The following is a 19,295-nucleotide window of genomic DNA, read 5'->3' on the forward strand; positions in this document are numbered from 1 at the left end:
AAAGCGGGCAGTTAAGGTATGATGCGATGTCGCAAGAGGGAGAGAACGGATGAAGCGGAAAAACAAAGTCACGATGAATGATATTGCGCGTACGGCTGGCGTGTCGCAGGCGACCGTTTCCCTGGTACTCAATCAGTCCCGCAACATCAAGCTCAGCGACGAGACCCGCCAGCGGGTGATCGGCGTGGCGACCGAGCTGGGCTATGACCGCCTGCCCGCGATCCATGCCCCGCGCAACCAGGAGGAGATTGCCCTGCTGGTCAGCTCCCTGCAGAGCTACGATCCCTTTATCGATGCCATCAGTCAGGCGCGGGAAGCAGCCTGGCGCAACGAAGCGCTGCTCACCGTTTATGATTACGGCGACGACGTAGAGCTGGCCCTGAACATCATTCGCCAGCTGGAGAAGCGCAACTGCGTGGGGATTATTCTCGCCTCCCCCGTCACCACCCTGGTGGATATGACCGATTTTCAGGACTGCACCCGCATTCCGCTGGTGCTGCTGAACCAACGCGACCCGGCATCGCCGCTGCTGCCGTCATTTATCCCGGACGACTTCGCCAACGCTTTTCAGGTGACGAAACATCTTATCGCCTGCGGCGCGACGCGCATTGCCCACATCACCGGGGAAAACTGGATGGAGGCTTCCCGCCAGCGGCTGGCAGGCTACCAGGCCGCGTTGCAGCAGGCCGGACTGCCCTGCGACGACGCTCTGGTTCGCCAGACCAACTGGCAGTTCAGCGAGTCTTTTACCGCCACCAGGGCGCTGCTGGAACTGGACGCGCGCCCGGACGCCATCTTCTGCGCCAGCGACTGGCTGGCGATTGGCTGCTATCAGGCATTGACGGTCGGCGGGGTGACGATCCCGGACGATATGCTGCTGGCCGGCTACGACGACCAGAAGATTTCTGAGCAGCTCACCCCGTCGCTCACCAGTATTCAGCTACCTTACAGCGAGCTGGGCCGGCTGGCCGTGGAGTATTTGTGCAATCAGGAAGATGCCGCCACGCACGTGACCCTGGCGGGCAGGCTGAAGGTGCGGGCATCAAGCTCGCGTTAATTTTGCTCTGAGGTAAAAACCATTCCCGCATAGGGCTTCTGCCGACACGCCGCCAGCCGCCAGAGCCAGAGATCGCCGCAGGTGAGATAAGCCCCGGTGTGCCATTCGGCATGCAGGCGCAAACCGAGGAGATCGCGCCAGAAAGCGATGCTGGCCGGCAGGTTGCTGACGGCGAGGGTCAGATGGTTAAGGGCGTTGAGCATGGGGCTGGTCCTGAGTATTTGTTAACCTCACTTCTTTAGCATGTTTATCGACGTATAAACAGAAGTGCCGAGTGGCGCTGCGCTAACCCGGCCTACAAAAGCCTGCGATATTTCAATCGCGTGCATTCCCCGTAGGCCCGTGCAAGCGCAGCGCCGCCGGGCAATGCCGGTTACCCTTTTTTAGCCCAGGCGGCACGCATGACAGGAATAAATACCGGCGGGATAATGCCCATTTTGGGTAACGGCGTAGCGATCTCCACGCCCGGCGCAACCGCAAACCACTCCGTATTAAAAGGCAGTTTTTGCAGCCGATTAAGATCAAATTTTGTCGGCCAGCTTAGCCCCGCCGTTTCAAGGTGACTATCAATGACAAACTCGCCTTTGTAGACAGATTCCGTGCGGGATGTGCCGTAGACGATCAGGACGGCATGGAGATCCGGGAAGACATTCAAAATAAGGCCGGGGCGCGCTTTTGGCCCCGGATGCCCCAGATCCTCATGTTGAGGAAACTTACACCAGATAATGTCACCGATTGCCGGTAACGGGTTGTAATTATGGGTCATAAGCGTCCTGCTTATTTAAATAATGGAGAGTCCAGATCGTCCTCTGTAATGTCGAGGCCTGACAGTTTTTTGACGGCGGCGTGCTGTGTTTCGGTCAGTGGGCCATCGTCCTGTTGGTAGGCTGGCAGCACCTCTTTAGCGAGGTTGCGTAACGCTTTGTGGACTAACTCGGTCTGATTCAGGGATAGCTCTGCCATCAGACGGGCAAAGGTGTCCTCGCTGACGCCAAATTCGTTATCAACCGAACGGAGCTGGAACAGGAATTTTTTCGGCGCAGTGCGTGTTGGGGTGGGCATGATTAACCTCTCTTCTTTACAGCTATATGCAAAGTATATAGGGAGGCAGAAAAATGATCCATATAGAATGTATATATCCATACCGGCGGCAACATCACCTGATATTGCCGCCGGATAATATTAGTGCTTCACCATCACATGCCGCACTACGGTGTAATCCTCCAGCCCGTACATCGACATATCTTTGCCGTAGCCGGAGAGCTTCTGCCCGCCGTGCGGCATTTCGCTTACCAGCATAAAGTGGGTGTTCACCCAGGTGCAGCCGTATTGTAAGCGGGCGCTCATGCGGTGCGCGCGGCCCACGTCCTGGGTCCAGACCGACGAGGCCAGGCCGTACCGGGAGTCGTTGGCCCACTCCAGCACCTGCTCTTCGTCGTCGAACACGCTGACGCTCACCACCGGGCCGAAGACCTCACGCTGGACAATCTCGTCCTCCTGCTTCGCCCCGGCCAGCAGGGTCGGCTGGAAGTAATACCCGTTGCCGCCCGCCACGTTGCCGCCGGTCACCACGTGGATATGCGGCAGGGCTTTGGCGCGTTCTACCGCCTCGCTGACGCGGGTCAGATGGGCGGCGGAGCTGACCGGCCCGAGCTCGGTGGTCTCATCCTCCGGGGCTCCCATTTTCAGGCTGGCGACGGCGACGCCCAGTTTTTCCACCAGCGCGTTATAGACCTCTTTTTGGGCATAGATCCGGCAGGCCGCGGTGCAATCCTGCCCGGCGTTGTAGAAGCCAAAGGTGCGCACGCCCTCGACCACCGCGTCGATATCAGCGTCGTTAAAAACAATCACTGGCGCTTTGCCGCCCAGCTCCATATGGGTGCGCTTAATCGACGGCGCGGTATGGGAAATGATGTGCTCCCCGGTGGCGATGGATCCGGTCAGGGAGACCATCCGCACCTTGTCGTGGCCGGTCAGCGGGTCGCCGACGGTTTTACCCCGACCAAACAGGACGTTAATTACCCCGGCCGGGAAGATATCTTTGGCCAGCTCGGCCAGCTTGAGGGCGGTCAGCGGGGTGATCTCCGACGGCTTGAGCACCACGCAGTTCCCCGCCGCCAGCGCCGGGCCCAGCTTCCACGCCGCCATCATCAGCGGGTAGTTCCAGGGGGCGATGGAGGCCACCACGCCCACCGGATCGCGGCGGATCATCGAGGTGTGCCCTTCCATGTACTCTCCGGCGGCGAGGCCGTTCAGGCAGCGGGTGGCACCCGCAAAGAAGCGGAACACATCGACAATGGCCGGGATCTCGTCGTTCAGCACGCAGTGCAGCGGTTTGCCGCAGTTCAGCGACTCCAGTCGGGCGAAGGTGTCAGCGTTCTGCTCAATCACATCCGCCAGCTTCAGCAGGCATTCGGCGCGCGCTTTCGGCGTGGTCTGGCCCCACTGCCGGAAGGCGCGATCGGCGGCCTGCACCGCGGCATCCACCTGCTCCGGGCTGGCTTCGGCAATTTCCAGCAGCACCTCGCCGGTAGCCGGGTTATAGACGGGCTGCTTCTCACCTGAACCCGCAATCAGTTCGCCATTGATCAATAAGTTGTCTTGCATAGCCGACTCCATTGTTTTTATGTTCCGGGAAATTACAGAGGTTGTCCGGCGTTCAGCCGTTTTGCATGTTCAATCGCGTCATTTTCCGGCGCGTTGGAGCGCCCGAACGGACGGGCCAGCGCCATGTAAATCAGACCGGAGATCACCACTACCGCCAGCCCCACCAGCACCGTCCAGCGGTCGATAAAGCTCGCGCTCTCGGCCGGTTGCGCCAGCAGCCAGATGCCGCACAGGCCGTAGGCCAGCGCCAGGATATTGACCAGCATCCCCCAGCCGCCGACGCTCCACTCCCCGGCCGGTTTCCAGCCCTTCAGCCGCTGGCGCAGCGCCGCCAGCACCACCATCTGGAAGGAGATGTAGATGCCGATAACCGCAAAGGCGGTGATGCGCGCCAGGTTATCCGGCTGGAAGTAGACCCACACGCAGATGAGCACCGGCAGCAGGCAGCTGACGATCATCGCGTTGTCCGGGACGCTGTTTTTCGACAGCTTCGACATCCAGGCACTACCCGGCAGCATCTGGTCGCGGGAGAAGGAGAAAATCAGGCGGCTCAGCGCGGCCTGCAGCGACAGGATGCACGACAGCATGGCGATCACCGCGATGATGATAAACACCGTGGCACCGGTCTCGCCGAGGGCTTCGTTGAGGATCGCCGGGATCGGATCGGCAATTTTACCGTTGACGATATTCATCAGATTCGGGGAGGCCAGCAGGTAGCCGAGGATCGATACCATCGCCGAGATAGCACCAAAGACGATGCTGAGGATCATCGCCAGCGGGATCTTCTTGCTCGGGTTTTTCACCTCTTCCGCCACGTTGCCGCAGGCTTCAAAGCCGAAGAACATAAACAGGCCGATCAGCGCCGCGGCCATAAACGCCGGCTGGTAGCTGCCGTCTTTGGCAATTACGCCCATCGAGTCGAAGACCACCGAGAAGGGCTGCGCGCGGTGGAACAGCAGCAGGTAGATCCCCAGCGCAATCACGCTGACGATCTCACACCAGAAGCCAATGCGGGCGACCCGGGCGAGGTTTTTGGTCCCCGACATGTTGATGGCCATCATCATCAGCAGCAGCACCACCGAGGTGATCAGCATGTTGCCAGCCGAGGTCTCAAAGCCGAACAACGACCCGACGAAGGTGGCGGTGTATTCCGCCACCGAGGTGATGGTCACCACCAGCGCCCAGAGGTAGATCCAGGCGGCGATCCACGCATATTTGCGGCCCCACAGGCGGCGCGCCCAGGGATAGAGACCGCCGGTAATCGGGTACTGCGACGCCACTTCGCCAAACACCAGCGCCACCAGCAGCTGCCCGCAGGCGACAATCGGGATCCACCAGATCGCCGGAGGCCCCGCCAGCGTCACCGCCAGCGCAAACAGGGAGTAGACCGCCGTCAGCGGCGAGAGGTAGGTGAACCCGAGCGAAAAGTTAGAGATAAGGCCGATGGAGCGGTGAAATTGCTGTGTATTATCGCTATGAATTGCTTCACTTTTCTTGCCAGAAGTCTGTTCCATACGTTTATTCTCTGTGATGGGTTGAGTCGCAGGTAACACGAAACAAGGTATAGAAGAGCGCCTGAAGGCCGTACAGCATCGACTTCGCGATTTGTTAATATTTGTATGGATATGTCACGTTTTTGTTAAGGTTAACCCCCCTTTTCCGTGAGCCGCATCACTTCAGGTTTTTAAGATCCCGCCCTGGACACGCATTTTCCCCGCCATTTCGCCCGTTTTCATGCCTTCATCACAAAATTCAAACATTCCGATCTGAACAAGCCCATTTCGTCAAAATGTAGATATTTTTAATTTATGGCTACGAAATGCACTGCACTGTTCCCTGAATACTTTCTGAGAGGATTGATTCTGATGAATGCACTTACCGCCGTAAAACAGCCCGACGAGGCGTTGTCCCGGACCATCACCGGTTTCAGCATCACGACATCCGTGCAGTCTCCGCGTTTGCTGGAGCTGACCTTCTCAGCGGAGGTCACCCAGCAGTTCCTGCGGGAGGTGGAGCAGTGGCCCATTCAGGCCCTGGAGTACAAATCCTTCCTGCGCTTTCGGGTGGCGAAGATCCTCGATGACCTGTGCGGCAACCAGCTCCAGCCCCTGCTGCTGAACACCCTGCTCAGCCGCGACCAGGGCGCGCTGCTGATCGACGCCGAGGGGGTGGATAACGTCACCCAGGCCGATGAGATGGTGAAAATCGCCACCGCCGTCGCGCATCTGATCGGGCGCTCCAATTACGACGCCATGAGCGGCCAGTACTACGCCCGCTTTACGGTGAAAAACGTCGATAACTCCGACAGCTACCTGCGCCAGCCGCATCGCGTGCTGGAGCTGCACAACGACGGCACCTTCGTCGACGAAGTGACCGACTACGTGCTGATGATGAAGATCGACGAGCAGAACATGCAGGGCGGCAACTCCCTGCTGCTGCACCTCGACGACTGGGAAGCGCTGGATAAATTCTTCAGCCATCCGCTGGCCCGTCGTCCGCTGCGCTGGACGGCACCGCCGAGCAAAAACGTCGCCGCCGATGTCTTCCACCCGGTGTTTGACGTCGACCAGCAGGGCCGCCCGGTGATGCGCTATATCGACCAGTTCGTCCAGCCGAAGGATTTTGAAGAGGGCGTCTGGCTGAGCGAACTTTCTGACGCGCTGGAGAGCAGCAAAAAAATCGTCTCCATTCCGGTACCTGTGGGTAAATTCCTGCTGATCAACAATATGTTCTGGCTGCACGGCCGGGATCGCTTTACCCCGCACCCGGATCTGCGCCGGGAGCTGATGCGCCAGCGCGGGTATATCAGCTACGCCACCACCCACTATCAGACTCATCAGTAGGGATGGCGCGGATGTATGACTTCGTGATTATCGGCGGCGGCATTATCGGCATGTCGACCGCCATGCAGCTGATTGATCTCTACCCGGACGCCCGCATCGCGCTGCTGGAGAAGGAGGCGGGCCCGGCCTGCCACCAGACCGGGCACAACAGCGGGGTGATTCACGCCGGGGTCTATTACACCCCCGGCAGCCTGAAGGCGCAGTTCTGCCTGGCGGGCAACCGGGCGACCAAAGCCTTCTGCGATCAAAACAACATCCGCTACGACACCTGCGGCAAGATGCTGGTGGCTACCTCTCCGCTGGAGATGGAGCGCATGCGGGCTCTGTGGGACCGTACCGCCGCCAACGGCATCGAGCGCGAATGGCTCAGCGCCGCCGAGCTGCGCGAGCGCGAGCCCAACATCACCGGGCTGGGCGGGATTTTTGTCCCCTCCAGCGGCATCGTCAGCTATCGCGAGGTAGCGGCGGCGATGGCAAGCCGCTTCCAGGCGAAGGGCGGCGAAGTGATCTATCGCGCCGAGGTCAACGCCCTGCAAGAGCACGCCGACCGGGTGGTGATCCACACCCATGACGGACGCGAATTTACCGCCACCACCTTAATCAGCTGCTCCGGGCTGATGGCCGACCGGCTGGTGAAAATGCTCGGCATCGACCCCGGGTTTATTATCTGCCCGTTCCGCGGGGAGTATTTCCGCCTCGCGCCGGAGCACAATCAGATCGTCAACCACCTGATCTACCCGATCCCCGACCCGGCGATGCCGTTTCTCGGGGTGCATCTCACCCGGATGATCGACGGCAGCGTGACGGTGGGGCCGAACGCGGTGCTGGCCTTCAAGCGTGAGGGCTACCGCAAGGGCGATTTCTCCCTCTCCGATATGCTGGAAATTATGGGCTCAACGGGCATCCGCCGGGTATTGCAGAACAACCTGCGCTCGGGCCTGGGCGAGATGAAAAACTCCCTGTGTAAAAGCGGCTATCTGAAGCGGGTGCAAAAATATTGCCCGAGCCTGACGGTGAAAGATCTGCATCCCTGGCCTGCGGGTGTGAGGGCGCAGGCAGTTTCGCCAGAAGGTAAGCTGATCGACGACTTTTTATTTGTCACCACGCCGCGCACCATCCATACCTGTAATGCTCCCTCCCCGGCGGCGACCTCGGCGATCCCCATCGGGGCGCATATTGTGAGCAAGGTTCAGACTCTGCTCGCCAGCCAGCACAACCCCGGGCGTTCGCTGCGGGCTGCCGGTAGTGTGGAGACCTTACATGCCGCGTTTACCCGTTAATCATTCTGAGACAGGAAGCCATCATGCAACTCAACGATCCCAGCTTATTCCGCCAGCAGGCTTATATAGAAGGAGAGTGGCGCGACGCCCACCGTGGAGAGACCCTTGCCGTGACCAACCCGGCGAACGGCCAGACCCTGGGCAGCGTGCCGAAAATGGGCACCGACGAGACCCGCGAGGCAATAGAAGCCGCGAACCGCGCCCTGCCCGCCTGGCGAGCGCTCACTGCCAAAGAGCGCGCCAATATTCTGCGCCGCTGGTTCGATTTGATAATGGCCAACCAGGACGACCTCGCCCGGCTGATGACCCTCGAGCAGGGCAAACCGCTGGCGGAATCCAAAGGTGAAATTAGCTACGCCGCCTCCTTTATCGAGTGGTTCGCCGAAGAGGGGAAACGCGTCTACGGCGACACCATTCCGGGCCATCAGGCGGACAAGCGTTTAATCGTGATTAAGCAGCCGATTGGCGTGACGGCGGCCATCACCCCGTGGAACTTCCCGGCGGCGATGATCACCCGCAAGGCCGGCCCGGCTCTGGCGGCAGGCTGCACCATGGTCCTCAAACCCGCCAGCCAGACCCCCTACTCCGCGCTGGCGCTGGCCGAACTGGCGCAACGCGCCGGGATCCCGACAGGCGTGTTTAACGTAGTCACCGGTTCAGCGTCCGACATCGGCAACGAGCTGACCAGCAACCCGCTGGTGCGCAAGCTCTCCTTTACCGGCTCGACCGAGATTGGCCGCCAGCTGATGGCCCAGTGCGCGAAGGACATCAAAAAGGTCTCGCTGGAGCTGGGCGGCAACGCGCCTTTTATTGTCTTTGACGATGCCGACCTCGATAAAGCCGTGGAAGGGGCGCTGGCCTCGAAGTTCCGCAACGCCGGGCAGACCTGCGTCTGCGCTAACCGCCTGTACGTGCAGGACGGCGTCTACGATCGCTTTGCCGAAAAACTCCAGCAGGCGGTGGATAAGATGCAGATCGGCGACGGCCTGACCCAGGGCGTCACCATCGGGCCGCTGATCGACAGCAAGGCGGTCGACAAGGTCGAAGAACACATTGCCGACGCGCTGGAGAAAGGCGCGCGGGTGATTACCGGCGGATCGCTGCATAAACTCGGCGGCAACTTCTTCCAACCGACTATTCTGGTAGATGTACCCGGTGATGCCAAAGTGGCAAAAGAAGAGACCTTCGGCCCGCTGGCGCCGCTGTTCCGCTTTAAAGATGAAGCGGACGTGATCCAGATGGCGAACGACACCGAGTTCGGCCTCGCCGCCTACTTCTATGCCCGCGATTTGAGCCGCGTGTTCCGCGTCGGCGAGGCGCTGGAGTACGGCATCGTCGGGATCAACACCGGGATTATCTCCAACGAAGTGGCCCCGTTCGGCGGCATTAAAGCCTCCGGCCTGGGTCGGGAAGGTTCCAAGTACGGCATCGAAGATTACTTAGAAATCAAATATATGTGCATCGGCCTTTAATTCAGGAGCATCCAATGAGCACCAACAAAGAGTTAATGCAGCGTCGTAGCAATGCCGTACCCCGCGGCGTGGGTCAGATCCACCCTGTCTTTGCCGCCCGGGCCGAGAACTGCCGGGTGTGGGACGTCGAAGGCCGTGAGTATCTTGATTTCGCCGGGGGGATTGCGGTGCTCAACACCGGGCACCTGCACCCGGAGGTGGTCAGCGCCGTGGAAGCGCAGCTGAAAAAGCTGTCGCACACCTGCTTCCAGGTGCTGGCCTATGAACCCTATCTGGAGCTTTGCGAAACCCTGAACCAGAAAGTGCCGGGCGATTTCCCGAAAAAGACCCTGCTGGTGACCACCGGCTCCGAAGCCGTCGAGAACGCGGTGAAGATTGCCCGCGCGGCCACCAAACGCAACGGCACCATCGCCTTTACCGGGGCCTATCATGGCCGCACCCACTACACCCTGTCGCTCACCGGGAAAGTAAACCCTTACTCAGCGGGCATGGGGCTGATGCCGGGCCACGTCTATCGCGCGCTCTATCCGTGCGCCCTGCACGGCATCAGCGATGACGACGCCATCGCCAGCATCCATCGCATCTTCAAGAACGACGCCGCGCCGGAAGATATCGCCGCCATCGTGATCGAGCCGGTGCAGGGTGAAGGCGGGTTCTACGCCACCTCCCCGGCCTTTATGCAGCGCCTGCGCGACCTGTGCGACGAGCACGGCATCATGCTGATCGCCGATGAAGTGCAGAGCGGCGCGGGCCGCACCGGCACCTTCTTCGCCATGGAGCAGATGGGCGTGGCGGCGGATATCACCACCTTCGCCAAATCCATTGCCGGCGGCTTCCCGCTGGCGGGCGTCACCGGACGCGCCGAAGTGATGGATGCCATCGCCCCGGGCGGACTGGGCGGCACCTACGCCGGGAGCCCGATCGCCTGCGCCGCCGCGCTGGCGGTGATCAAGGTCTTCGAGCAGGAAGATCTGCTGGGTAAAGCCAACAAGCTGGGTAACACCCTGCGCGAAGGCCTGCTGGCGATTGCCGAAAAACATCCGGAGATCGGCGACGTTCGCGGCCTGGGGGCGATGATTGCCATCGAGCTGTTTGAAGAGGGCGACCACCATAAGCCGAACGCCGTGCTGACGGCGCAGATTGTGGCCCGGGCGCGGGACAAAGGGCTGATCCTGCTCTCCTGTGGCCCGTACTACAACGTGCTGCGCATCCTGGTGCCGCTGACCGTGGAAGAGGCGCAGCTTAAGCAGGGGCTGGCGATTATCGCCGAGTGTTTTGACGAGGCGAAGCAGGGTTAATCTTTACGCCCGGTGCAGGCCGGGCCGTATTCAAGGAGCGCGACCATGACCATCATTTCCCAGGCAACGGCCATCGACGGCTACCGCTGGCTGAAGAACGACATTATCCGCGGGGTGTATCACCCGGATGAGAAGCTGCGAATGAGCCTGCTGACCTCCCGGTATGAACTGGGCGTCGGCCCGCTGCGCGAAGCGCTGTCGCAGCTGGTTGCCGAGGGGCTGGTCACGGTCATTAACCAGAAAGGCTACCGGGTGGCCCCCATGTCCGAACAGGAGCTGCTCGATATCTTTGATGCGCGCGCCAATATGGAGGCGATGCTGGTGCGCCTCGCCATCGAACGCGGCGGCGAAGAGTGGGAAGCCGACCTCCTCGCCCGGATGCATCTGCTGAACAAGCTGGAATCCCGCGACGCCAGCGAGACGATGCTGGACGAGTGGGACCAGCGCCATCAGGCGTTTCATACGGCGATGGTAGCGGGGTGCGGTTCGCAGTATTTGATGCAGATGCGGGAGAGGTTGTTTGATCTGGCGGCGCGGTATCGGTATGTATGGCTGCGGAAGACGGTGCTGTCGGTGGCGATGTTAGAAGAGAAGCACGTGGAGCATCAGAGGTTGATGGACGCGGTGCTGGCGCGGGATGGGGTGCTGGCGGGGGAACTGATGTATCAGCATTTGCTGACGCCGATTCCGATTATAAGGGGGGCGATGGGGGTGGGTCTGGCGACCTGAAGAGGGAAATGCATCTTAAAACAGGCACTATCCATTTAGTGCCCGTTTTAAGGTGCAATGTATGCATATTTACTACGAAATGTTTAATATCCCCGATTGTAGTTAAGCCATATAAATTAATTAAAAATATCATTTTGTATTCGTCGTTATTAATATTTTAAAAGCACTCTAATCGCGCTTATTACGTTTTATATTACTCTGGACTTATTTTTATTTACTGGTTAGATTTACAGGTGTTATTTAACGCAATACGGGCATGCGCCAACATGCCCGTATCGCTCATCACAATCACTATTTACTGAGAATAGTAACCATGACTGATATCGATTGTATTGCAGAATCACTGCAACCAGAAGTATTTGAAGCTGAGGACCGCGTATTTACCGTGAGTTATGCGACGCGGTATGGAGATTATACCCGCATTCCGGCGTTTATCATGAAAGGCCTGTGGCTCAATGAAGCCGGGTTCAGCACCGGAACGAAGGTGGACGTGAAGGTGATGAAGGGTTGCATGATCCTGACGTCCCGGCAGGGAGAGCCGGAGATAGAGACGCTGATGCGTGAGGTGAGTCAACTGTCGGACCAGAAGCTACAACAGGTGATGGACTTTGTTGGGGTGATCTCCGGGAAGCTTCGAAAGGCTTAAGATAGTGATTGAATGAGAAAGGCGCCGATGGGCGCCTTTCTCGCGACAAGTTAGAAAATGCTGGTCTTCGATTCGCAGAATGGCCTTTTCTTACTGGAATTTAACGTTGGCGCTTAATGCATATCCTAATCCAGTAAAGCTAAAAGATTCTAAACCTCCACCCGCTCAAGGACCCTTCCCAGATATTCCCCAAGCTGATGTTTATGCAAATAAGCCTTAACCTCCCGCGCCCAGTTTTCTCCATCGCCAAGCAGGGCGCGACTATGGGTTGAAGCATAGAGATAGCGGGTATCATAGAGATTAATCAGCGTCTGATTTATCCCCTCAACGTTGTATGCGGGGTTTTTACGTTGCTGTAGCTCCAGCGCACGGACAATACGCTCCTGATGCTGCGGATCGGAGGGAAACTCTCTTTCATGCAGTTCACTGAGCACCAAAAACTGCGGTGGGATCCCCTCTGCAATGGCCGCCTGCAGACGATAATGACCGTCAAGGATCACAAAAGACGCCAGCCCGGCAATGTGCCGGACCAACACCGGCGGCAGTGTGCCCTCACGGCATTTTTTACGCCACCATTTCAGCCGCCCCGCATCGGTGTTTATCGGGTAACGTCCCAACAGCAAATTACCGCCCCACCACCAGTCTACGTACCTGACTTTTTGCGGATCCGCTAAATCAGGGAAGTCCTCGCCATAGAGCACCCAGTCGCAGCCCATATTTCCGGCGCTGGCTGGGGAATCAAAACGCCAGTCTGCGATGGGTACAGAGGGTTGCGCGGTGCGACTTACCGGTGCCATAGGTCTTAACAGCCAACGGCCAGCAGTCAGCAATGGCGCTGGCGATTCCATCAGCCGCCGGGCAAAGTAGCGACACCATTCGCCTGTCCATGCCTGCGCGCCCTGCGCTTTAACCGACTCCACATCTGCCGAGGTCACTGACGGTAATAGCGCCTGCTGACCGGGATGATCGGCATTAAAGACCAGCCAGACGCCGGAATGATCTTTCAACACTGTGGCCCAGAACAGCGTCTCGCCCTGAAACTGCAAGGCCATGCGCCCATGGTGGCCGCTGAGCATCTCCATGGCATGATCGGGATGCTGCTCAGCCCGGATCGTCAGCTCCAGCCCCTGCCAGCAATTGTTCCGATCCAGTAAATCTTTCCACCAGTATTGCGTCATTTTCCCTTCCCTGTGAGCGGCTTGCAGTGCATTAAAAATATAGGTGATGGTAGTGGCAGAGTAAATTTGGTCACCTGATTAAAGGCGTTGGAGTGAGATCTGCAAAGGCTTCGGGAGGCTGAAAATCAGATGAATAAACAAGGCGCAGATGAGTGCCTTTTTTGTTATGCCGTAAGCCGCTCGCTACAATTTAAAACGAACGGGATCACATCATCGCCAGAATGCGCTTTTTCTTTTCAGCATCCATTTTCATCCAGTTCAGAAGTAGCGATGCCAGGTCGTCATCTTCGGTATAAAAGTAGGCCAGAGGGACTTCAAGAACGGCGGAAAGCTGCTGTACCACTTCAATGTTTGCCTGATGGACGCCCTTTTCGTACCGATTAATGCGTGTACTCGCGGCAAACTCATCGATACCCGCAAGGATACCGAGACGTTTTTGAGAGAGTCCCTTCGCCAGGCGCACTTCTTTGAGGCGCTGACTAAAGATTTGACTGTGAGTAGTGAGTTCATTCATAGCTACGATAATCGTAGTTATTGCGCCTCCCGGATACTACGTAAAACGTAGCTCTACGATTTCCCTTCTTTCATACATAAACGTTACACAAAAATTCGATCCTCTTTCCAAAGTTACGTAAAACGTAGTATTTAACGTTCATCTTACGCTACGAATAACGTAGTATTTTGTGCAGTGATAGCTGACAAAAGGAGATGTAAATGAACCAGGAATGGCACAAGGCTGACATCATCGCGTCGTTAAGAAAGAAAGGTATTTCCCTTGCTGCACTCTCGCGTAAGGCGGGATTGAGTTCTTCTACTTTAGCCAATGCACTTGAGAGACCATGGCCTAAAGGAGAACTCATTATCGCTGCTGCGATTGGCGTGCCGCCGGAGGAGATCTGGCCGAGTCGGTATTACAAGGATGGGGAGCTTGTGGATCGTCGTTTACTGATGAGGAAGAGAGTGCCACGTCAAGGAGTTACGTCAAATCTTACGTAATCATTTAACAATTTGTGTTTTAAAGAGATAAGGATTTCAATCTTTCGGGCTTTTTACGTAAAATAAAACGTAATTGCGCCTTAAAACAGGGACTCGAACATGGCAAACTTTGATGCAGATTATTGCTACTCTTTCCCCGCCGTAAGGGGTATCCAGGCTGGGCGACCATTCTACATCGCTACCTGCCCTATGCGCATCATACCGAAGATTTTTAGTTTCGATGAAACTGACGTTCCACCAGAACTGCGGGCTCAGCGCATCCTGAACAAATCCCGCATCCCGGAAATGGTTCGTTACTTGCTGGAAAACCCTAAAGACTACGTGTTTTCTGCATTAACCGCCTCCATCGCTGTTGATGTTCAGTTTGATGAGTTCTCTGGTTCAAATAACCTTGGAACACTACGCGTACCAATGGACGCTCAGATCCTCATCAACGATGGTCAGCATCGTCGCAAAGCTATTGAAGACGCGCTATCAGAGCGGCCAGAGCTGGGACAAGACAATATCCCGGTGCTGTTCTTCGTTGATGAAGGTTTAAGACGTAGCCAACAAATGTTTGCTGACCTGAACAAATACGCGATTCGCCCTAGTCCTTCGCTATCTGCGCTCTACGATCATCGCGATGTGAGTTCGAACCTGGCTCGCTACCTTGCTATGTCCATCGAGCCATTTATTGGGCTCACTGAGCTTGAGAAATCAAGCATCAGTACATTATCCAATAAGCTATTTACGCTAAGTAGCATCAAGCAGGCTACGCGCGCATTGTTGGGTAAAGACCCTAAACTGGATAGCATTGAAGAAAACACACATGTCGCCACATTGTACTGGCAGGCCGTTTTCCAGGTCATGCCAGACTGGCAGCTGGCTGCGAGGAAAGAGGTTTCTCCTGCACAGTTACGACAAGATTACGTACATGCTCACGGTATCGGCTTGCAGGCATTAGGACTGCTGGGCCGCTCGTTATTGTCAGAAGAGCCAGAACAATGGCAACAAAAAATCAGTAAGCTGAAGACCTTCGACTGGCGTAAAAGCAATCCTGAAATGGTTAAGCGTGCTATGCAGCATGGCAAGTTGAGTAAGACCGGCACCGCCATTCAGCTCACCTGTAATGCACTCAAGCATGCATTGTCACTCCCGCTCACTCCTGAAGAACAGGAGCTTGAAGCTCAAATGGTTGTCTCATGAGTAAACTAACGCAGGCCTTCGATCTGGCCGACTATGAAGATTTTATTAACCAGGAACAATTTGCCGGGCGCTCACTGGCAGAATTCGTTGCTGAAGTTCAACGGGTATATTGCGCTGATAAACGTCCATGGGTGATCGGCTATAGCGGCGGTAAAGACTCATCTGCCGTCATTACGCTGGTGTATCTTGCCCTGCTTGGTCTTCCACCAGAATTACGTACAAAAGATATCTATTTAGTATCCTCAGACACGCTGGTAGAAACGCCAGTTGTTGTAGACCTTATCAAAAAAACCATGGTGCAGATTGAAGCCGGTGCTAAGCGAGACGGCCTACCCATTACGCAGCATGCGGTTACACCAAAAACCACGGAGACCTTTTGGGCCAATTTATTAGGTAAAGGTTATCCAGCCCCAACCCGCAGTTTCCGTTGGTGTACCGAACGTATGAAAATCAATCCGGTGAGTGATTTTATCAAAGATAAGATCAGCCAGTTTGATGAAGTGATCGTTGTGCTTGGGTCACGCAGTAGCGAGAGTGCGTCACGTGCGCAGGTCATCGCTAAACATAAAATAGATGGCTCACGGCTGGCACGCCATACCACGCTTTCTAACGCCTTCATTTACACCCCGATTGATACCTGGGATGTTGAGGACGTCTGGAAATTACTGCGTGGTGCTTTCAAATATGCACCTGATGATATTGATGAGTGGGAAAGCCCTTGGGGTGGGAATAACCGTCCCTTGTGGACACTCTATATGGATTCCTCTGCACAGGGTGAATGTCCGCTCGTGATCGATGACAGTACGCCTTCATGCGGAAACTCCCGCTTTGGTTGCTGGACATGCACCGTTGTGACAAAAGACAAAGCAATGGAGAGCCTGATCCAGAACGGCGAAGAGTGGATGTCGCCACTGCTTAAGTATCGCGACCTGTTGGCGTTTACGACCGATCCAGCGAATAAAGATACTTACCGTAACTATAAACGCCGTACCGGCAAAGTGAGTTACCAGTATGCAAAAGACGGCGAAGAGCTTACTGCTGAACGTAAACATGTGCCCGGTCCCTACTGGCTTAAATACCGCCAGCAATGGTTAAAGGACTTGCTGACCATTGAGCGAGATATGAATGCGCAGGGTCACACAATCACTTTAATTACTGAGCCTGAACTGCATGCTATCCGTCAGGAGTGGCTGAAGGATCCAAACGAACCAGATTGGTACGACTCTCTGCCTGGTATCTATCGCGAGGTTTACGGTAAAGATCTGAATTGGGTCATTGACGATCAATCTCGCTTTGACGCCAGCGATGCAGAGCTGCTTGAGCAGATTGCACAAGGTTTTGATGTTGTGCCTGAGATGGTCATGAAACTGATTGAGCTTGAAGTCTCAATGGAAGGGCTTAGCCGTCGTCAGGGGATTTTCGATAAACTTGGAACGATCCTCAAGCAAGACTGGGGTAGCCTTGAAGAAATCAAGCAACAACAGGAAACATTGCAGAAACGCAGTGAAAGAGATGTTCATCAGGAAGAAGTTAACAAACTAGAAAGCGAACTACAGATTTTACAGCGCAGAATTGCCGACGTAAGTGAACCAAGTCTGCTTACCAGTGAGGATAAAGAACGTGTTAATTAAACAGCTGGTATTGCGTAATTTTCGGGTTTTCAACGGAACCCATGTTATCGATCTCGCGCCTAAAAAGCGGCAACACGACGATAATCCACGTCCGATTGTCTTATTCGGCGGATTAAACGGTGCGGGGAAAACGTCAATCCTGTCAGCAATCCGCCTGGCTTTGTACGGTAGGCTGGCGTTTGGCTCGACAACTCAGCAACAAGAGTATGTAGAAGAACTCAGCTCACTGATTCATAACGGCTCATCTTCGGGTGAAAAGCCCGATGAGGCGTCGATCGAACTCATCTTTACGTACAATAAAGGTGGTCAGGAAGCTGAATTCACTGTTACGCGTACCTGGCAAAAAGGAAAGCGAGATAAGCTAGCACTTCAACAGGATGGCAAGCTGATTCAAGGGCTGGGATACGATCAATGTCAGGGTTTTTTGAATGAACTGATCCCACATGGGATTGCTGATTTGTTCTTTTTCGATGGCGAGAAAATTGCTGAACTGGCTGAGGACGAATCTGGCAATATTCTTCGTACCGCTGTACGTCGCTTGCTGGGGTTAGATCTTATCGAGAAACTGCGTAATGATTTGATGATCTTCGTGAAGCGCCAGCAATCAGGTCAACTGGCTGAATCCCAACAGCAGAAATTGGCCGCGCTTGAGCAACAAATTAAAGAGTTTGCTTTCAAAACGGAGCAGATTCTTGAAAAGGCAGATTTTGCAAAATTGCGCATCGATTTAATCTCTAAAGAGATTGTACAGCATGAAGCCCTTCTGAACGCGCAAGGCGGTGCCTTTGCTCAAACGAAAGCTCAGGAGAAACAGAAGGTTGATACGCTTCTAAAAGAAAAGGATCGTCTGGAAAAAGCACTTCGTCACGAGTGCGACAGCTCATTACCTTATGCTCTGGCTCCTAAGACTCTAAGTCGCTTGCTTGAGCAGATTAGTGATGAGATGCAAATCAAACAGGCTAATAGCTTTGAGAAGGAATTAAACCAATTCCTTACGCAACTCAAGAGTGACATTTCGTTCCGTTCTGGGAGTACTGGAAAGATTGCAGCTGAAGCTATAGAAGACAACCTTAAAGAATACCTGGCAGGCAAACCTAAAGGTGAGTTGCTGTTTGATATTTCCGAGCGTGAAGCCGGGATGATCCAACAATCCATCGAACATGACAGTAAAAAAGCATGGCAGCGTTTCGTCCTGTACCGAAATGAGCTGGCTGAGGTAGAAGAGCAATTAGAGCAAGCCGCTGCAAACATCGCTCGTGCGCCAGAAGATGACCAGCTAATGGATATATTTGAAAAACTCCGCGAGCTGGATCGCCAACGTGAAGCCAAACGCCAAGAATATCGCACACTGCTGGAAGAAGCCAAACAGACGAAACAGCAGCAACTAGACTGCGCGCGTCAGGTTCAAAAGGCACATGATGCAGCTCGCAACCAGCATAGTTTCAATAGCGCATTCAATAACGCGCAAGAGACAATTAATCTGCTTGATCGTTATAGCGAGCTGTTAACTCAGGCAAGGGTAAAAACACTTTCAGCTAACTTTGAAGTTGCTTACCGTAAGCTAGCTCGTAAAGAAGATTTGCAGCTTAATGCTCATATAAATCCTGAGACATTTGATGTTGAGTTGGTGGATGAGAATAATACGGTCATCAATCGTAAGTTACTTTCTGCGGGTGAAAAGCAAATCTATGCGATAGCTATTCTTGAGGCTTTGGCTAAAACTTCAGGTCGTGACCTGCCTGTGATTATTGATACACCACTTGGGCGTTTAGATTCTCAACATAGAGATAAGCTAATTAATCATTATTTCCCTTATGCCAGTCACCAGGTTGTATTGCTGTCTACGGACACTGAAGTAGATGAGCGTTATTTCGTTGATCAGCTTAGAGATGACATCTCTCATGCTTATGAGATTGTGTTTAATGCACATACAAAGTCATCTGCTTTGAAAGCTGGGTATTTCTGGGAATTAACTAAGGAGGCAATTTGATGCTCCCGAATCGAATGCAGCTAAGTCGGCAGACTGAAGAACAGCTTAAGAGGTTGAAGGGTTATACAGGGATAACACCTAATATTGCCGCTCGGTTAGCTTTTTTCCGCTCTGTCGAAAGTGGGTTTCGCTTTTCAACAGACCGAGATAAGAAAAAGCTCGATGGCTCCTTAGTGTTGGATAAAATGACATGGTTGGGTGAAACACTTCAGACAACAGAATTGATGCTAAAGATGCTTTATCCACATATAGAACAAAAAGACCTGATCAAAGCATGGGCCGCACATGTTGAGGATGGGATTGCTGCATTACGCAATCATCGAGGCCTTAGTGATTTGGCTAAGTCCATCTGATGCAATAAGGGCCTGATAATACCAGGCCCT

The 19,295-nt window shown here is 55.0% G+C and carries 18 protein-coding genes and 1 pseudogene; 12 read left to right on the top strand and 7 right to left on the bottom strand.

Going from position 1 to position 19,295, the window contains the following annotated elements:
• Positions 1-49: 49 nt before the first annotated feature.
• The gene (locus tag V7Q49_RS22395) at positions 50-1,057 is read left to right on the top strand and encodes a LacI family DNA-binding transcriptional regulator (protein WP_333855343.1); all 1,008 of its coding nucleotides are present in this window, start codon (positions 50-52) and stop codon (positions 1,055-1,057) included.
• Between the two features lie 62 nt (positions 1,058-1,119).
• Here the strand turns inward: V7Q49_RS22395 and V7Q49_RS22400 are convergent.
• The 5 genes and pseudogenes from V7Q49_RS22400 to V7Q49_RS22420 all read right to left on the bottom strand — a co-directional run.
• A pseudogene (locus V7Q49_RS22400) lies at positions 1,120-1,260 on the bottom strand (VOC family protein); the annotation flags it as partial.
• 170 nt (positions 1,261-1,430) lie between these two features.
• Positions 1,431-1,823, bottom strand: a complete 393-nt coding sequence (locus tag V7Q49_RS22405; protein WP_333855345.1) for a type II toxin-antitoxin system PemK/MazF family toxin — start codon at positions 1,821-1,823, stop codon at positions 1,431-1,433.
• Positions 1,824-1,834: 11 nt separating this feature from the next.
• Positions 1,835-2,119 carry a hypothetical protein gene (locus tag V7Q49_RS22410; RefSeq protein ID WP_333855347.1) on the bottom strand — a complete coding sequence of 95 codons (285 nt, stop codon included), beginning with the start codon at positions 2,117-2,119 and terminating at the stop codon, positions 1,835-1,837.
• A gap of 120 nt (positions 2,120-2,239) precedes the next feature.
• Positions 2,240-3,664 (bottom strand): aminobutyraldehyde dehydrogenase, encoded by a 1,425-nt coding sequence (gene patD, locus V7Q49_RS22415; RefSeq protein WP_333855348.1) that lies wholly within the window; start codon positions 3,662-3,664, stop codon positions 2,240-2,242.
• A gap of 32 nt (positions 3,665-3,696) precedes the next feature.
• A complete protein-coding gene (locus V7Q49_RS22420; RefSeq protein ID WP_333855350.1) occupies positions 3,697-5,178 on the bottom strand; it encodes an APC family permease in 1,482 nt (493 codons plus the stop codon).
• A gap of 351 nt (positions 5,179-5,529) precedes the next feature.
• Here V7Q49_RS22420 and glaH point away from each other — a divergent pair, with 351 nt between their 5' ends.
• From glaH to symE, 6 genes are all read left to right on the top strand, one after another.
• Entirely contained in the window at positions 5,530-6,507 is a 978-nt protein-coding gene (glaH, locus tag V7Q49_RS22425; protein ID WP_333855353.1) for a glutarate dioxygenase GlaH, read from the top strand.
• Positions 6,508-6,518: 11 nt separating this feature from the next.
• A complete protein-coding gene (lhgO, locus tag V7Q49_RS22430) occupies positions 6,519-7,787 on the top strand; it encodes an L-2-hydroxyglutarate oxidase (protein WP_333855355.1) in 1,269 nt (422 codons plus the stop codon).
• A 23-nt stretch (positions 7,788-7,810) separates the two neighbouring features.
• A complete protein-coding gene (gene gabD, locus V7Q49_RS22435; RefSeq protein WP_333855357.1) occupies positions 7,811-9,259 on the top strand; it encodes an NADP-dependent succinate-semialdehyde dehydrogenase in 1,449 nt (482 codons plus the stop codon).
• A gap of 14 nt (positions 9,260-9,273) precedes the next feature.
• Positions 9,274-10,557: a 4-aminobutyrate--2-oxoglutarate transaminase gene (gabT, locus tag V7Q49_RS22440; RefSeq protein WP_333855359.1), complete on the top strand. Its 1,284-nt coding sequence runs from the start codon at positions 9,274-9,276 to the stop codon at positions 10,555-10,557.
• A 45-nt stretch (positions 10,558-10,602) separates the two neighbouring features.
• The gene (gene csiR / locus V7Q49_RS22445; RefSeq protein WP_333855361.1) at positions 10,603-11,286 is read left to right on the top strand and encodes a DNA-binding transcriptional regulator CsiR; all 684 of its coding nucleotides are present in this window, start codon (positions 10,603-10,605) and stop codon (positions 11,284-11,286) included.
• A gap of 313 nt (positions 11,287-11,599) precedes the next feature.
• Complete coding sequence (gene symE / locus V7Q49_RS22450) at positions 11,600-11,932, top strand: endoribonuclease SymE (RefSeq protein ID WP_333855363.1); 333 nt, start codon at positions 11,600-11,602, stop codon at positions 11,930-11,932.
• Between the two features lie 149 nt (positions 11,933-12,081).
• On the opposite strand, the gene V7Q49_RS22455 is transcribed toward symE, so the two are convergent.
• Positions 12,082-13,110, bottom strand: a complete 1,029-nt coding sequence (locus V7Q49_RS22455) for a hypothetical protein (RefSeq protein ID WP_333855365.1) — start codon at positions 13,108-13,110, stop codon at positions 12,082-12,084.
• 205 nt (positions 13,111-13,315) lie between these two features.
• On the bottom strand, positions 13,316-13,624 hold the full coding sequence (locus tag V7Q49_RS22460) for a helix-turn-helix domain-containing protein (RefSeq protein ID WP_333855367.1): 309 nt from the start codon (positions 13,622-13,624) through the stop codon (positions 13,316-13,318).
• A gap of 200 nt (positions 13,625-13,824) precedes the next feature.
• Here V7Q49_RS22460 and V7Q49_RS22465 point away from each other — a divergent pair, with 200 nt between their 5' ends.
• The 5 genes from V7Q49_RS22465 (at position 13,825) to dndE (ending at position 19,265) form a co-directional block, all read left to right on the top strand.
• Entirely contained in the window at positions 13,825-14,106 is a 282-nt protein-coding gene (locus tag V7Q49_RS22465) for a helix-turn-helix domain-containing protein (RefSeq protein WP_333855369.1), read from the top strand.
• Between the two features lie 99 nt (positions 14,107-14,205).
• Entirely contained in the window at positions 14,206-15,291 is a 1,086-nt protein-coding gene (dndB, locus tag V7Q49_RS22470) for a DNA sulfur modification protein DndB (RefSeq protein ID WP_333855370.1), read from the top strand.
• A complete protein-coding gene (gene dndC / locus V7Q49_RS22475) occupies positions 15,288-16,922 on the top strand; it encodes a DNA phosphorothioation system sulfurtransferase DndC (protein WP_333855371.1) in 1,635 nt (544 codons plus the stop codon). Before dndB ends, dndC begins: the two co-directional genes overlap by 4 nt.
• Positions 16,912-18,912: a DNA sulfur modification protein DndD gene (gene dndD / locus V7Q49_RS22480; protein WP_333855373.1), complete on the top strand. Its 2,001-nt coding sequence runs from the start codon at positions 16,912-16,914 to the stop codon at positions 18,910-18,912. The genes dndC and dndD overlap by 11 nt, the downstream gene beginning before the upstream one ends.
• Positions 18,912-19,265, top strand: coding sequence for a DNA sulfur modification protein DndE (gene dndE, locus V7Q49_RS22485; RefSeq protein WP_333855375.1), 354 nt, complete (start codon positions 18,912-18,914; stop codon positions 19,263-19,265). Before dndD ends, dndE begins: the two co-directional genes overlap by 1 nt.
• Positions 19,266-19,295: the final 30 nt, after the last annotated feature.

It is taken from the genome of Leclercia sp., assembly GCF_036780805.1.
Classification (GTDB): Bacteria; Pseudomonadota; Gammaproteobacteria; order Enterobacterales; family Enterobacteriaceae; genus Enterobacter.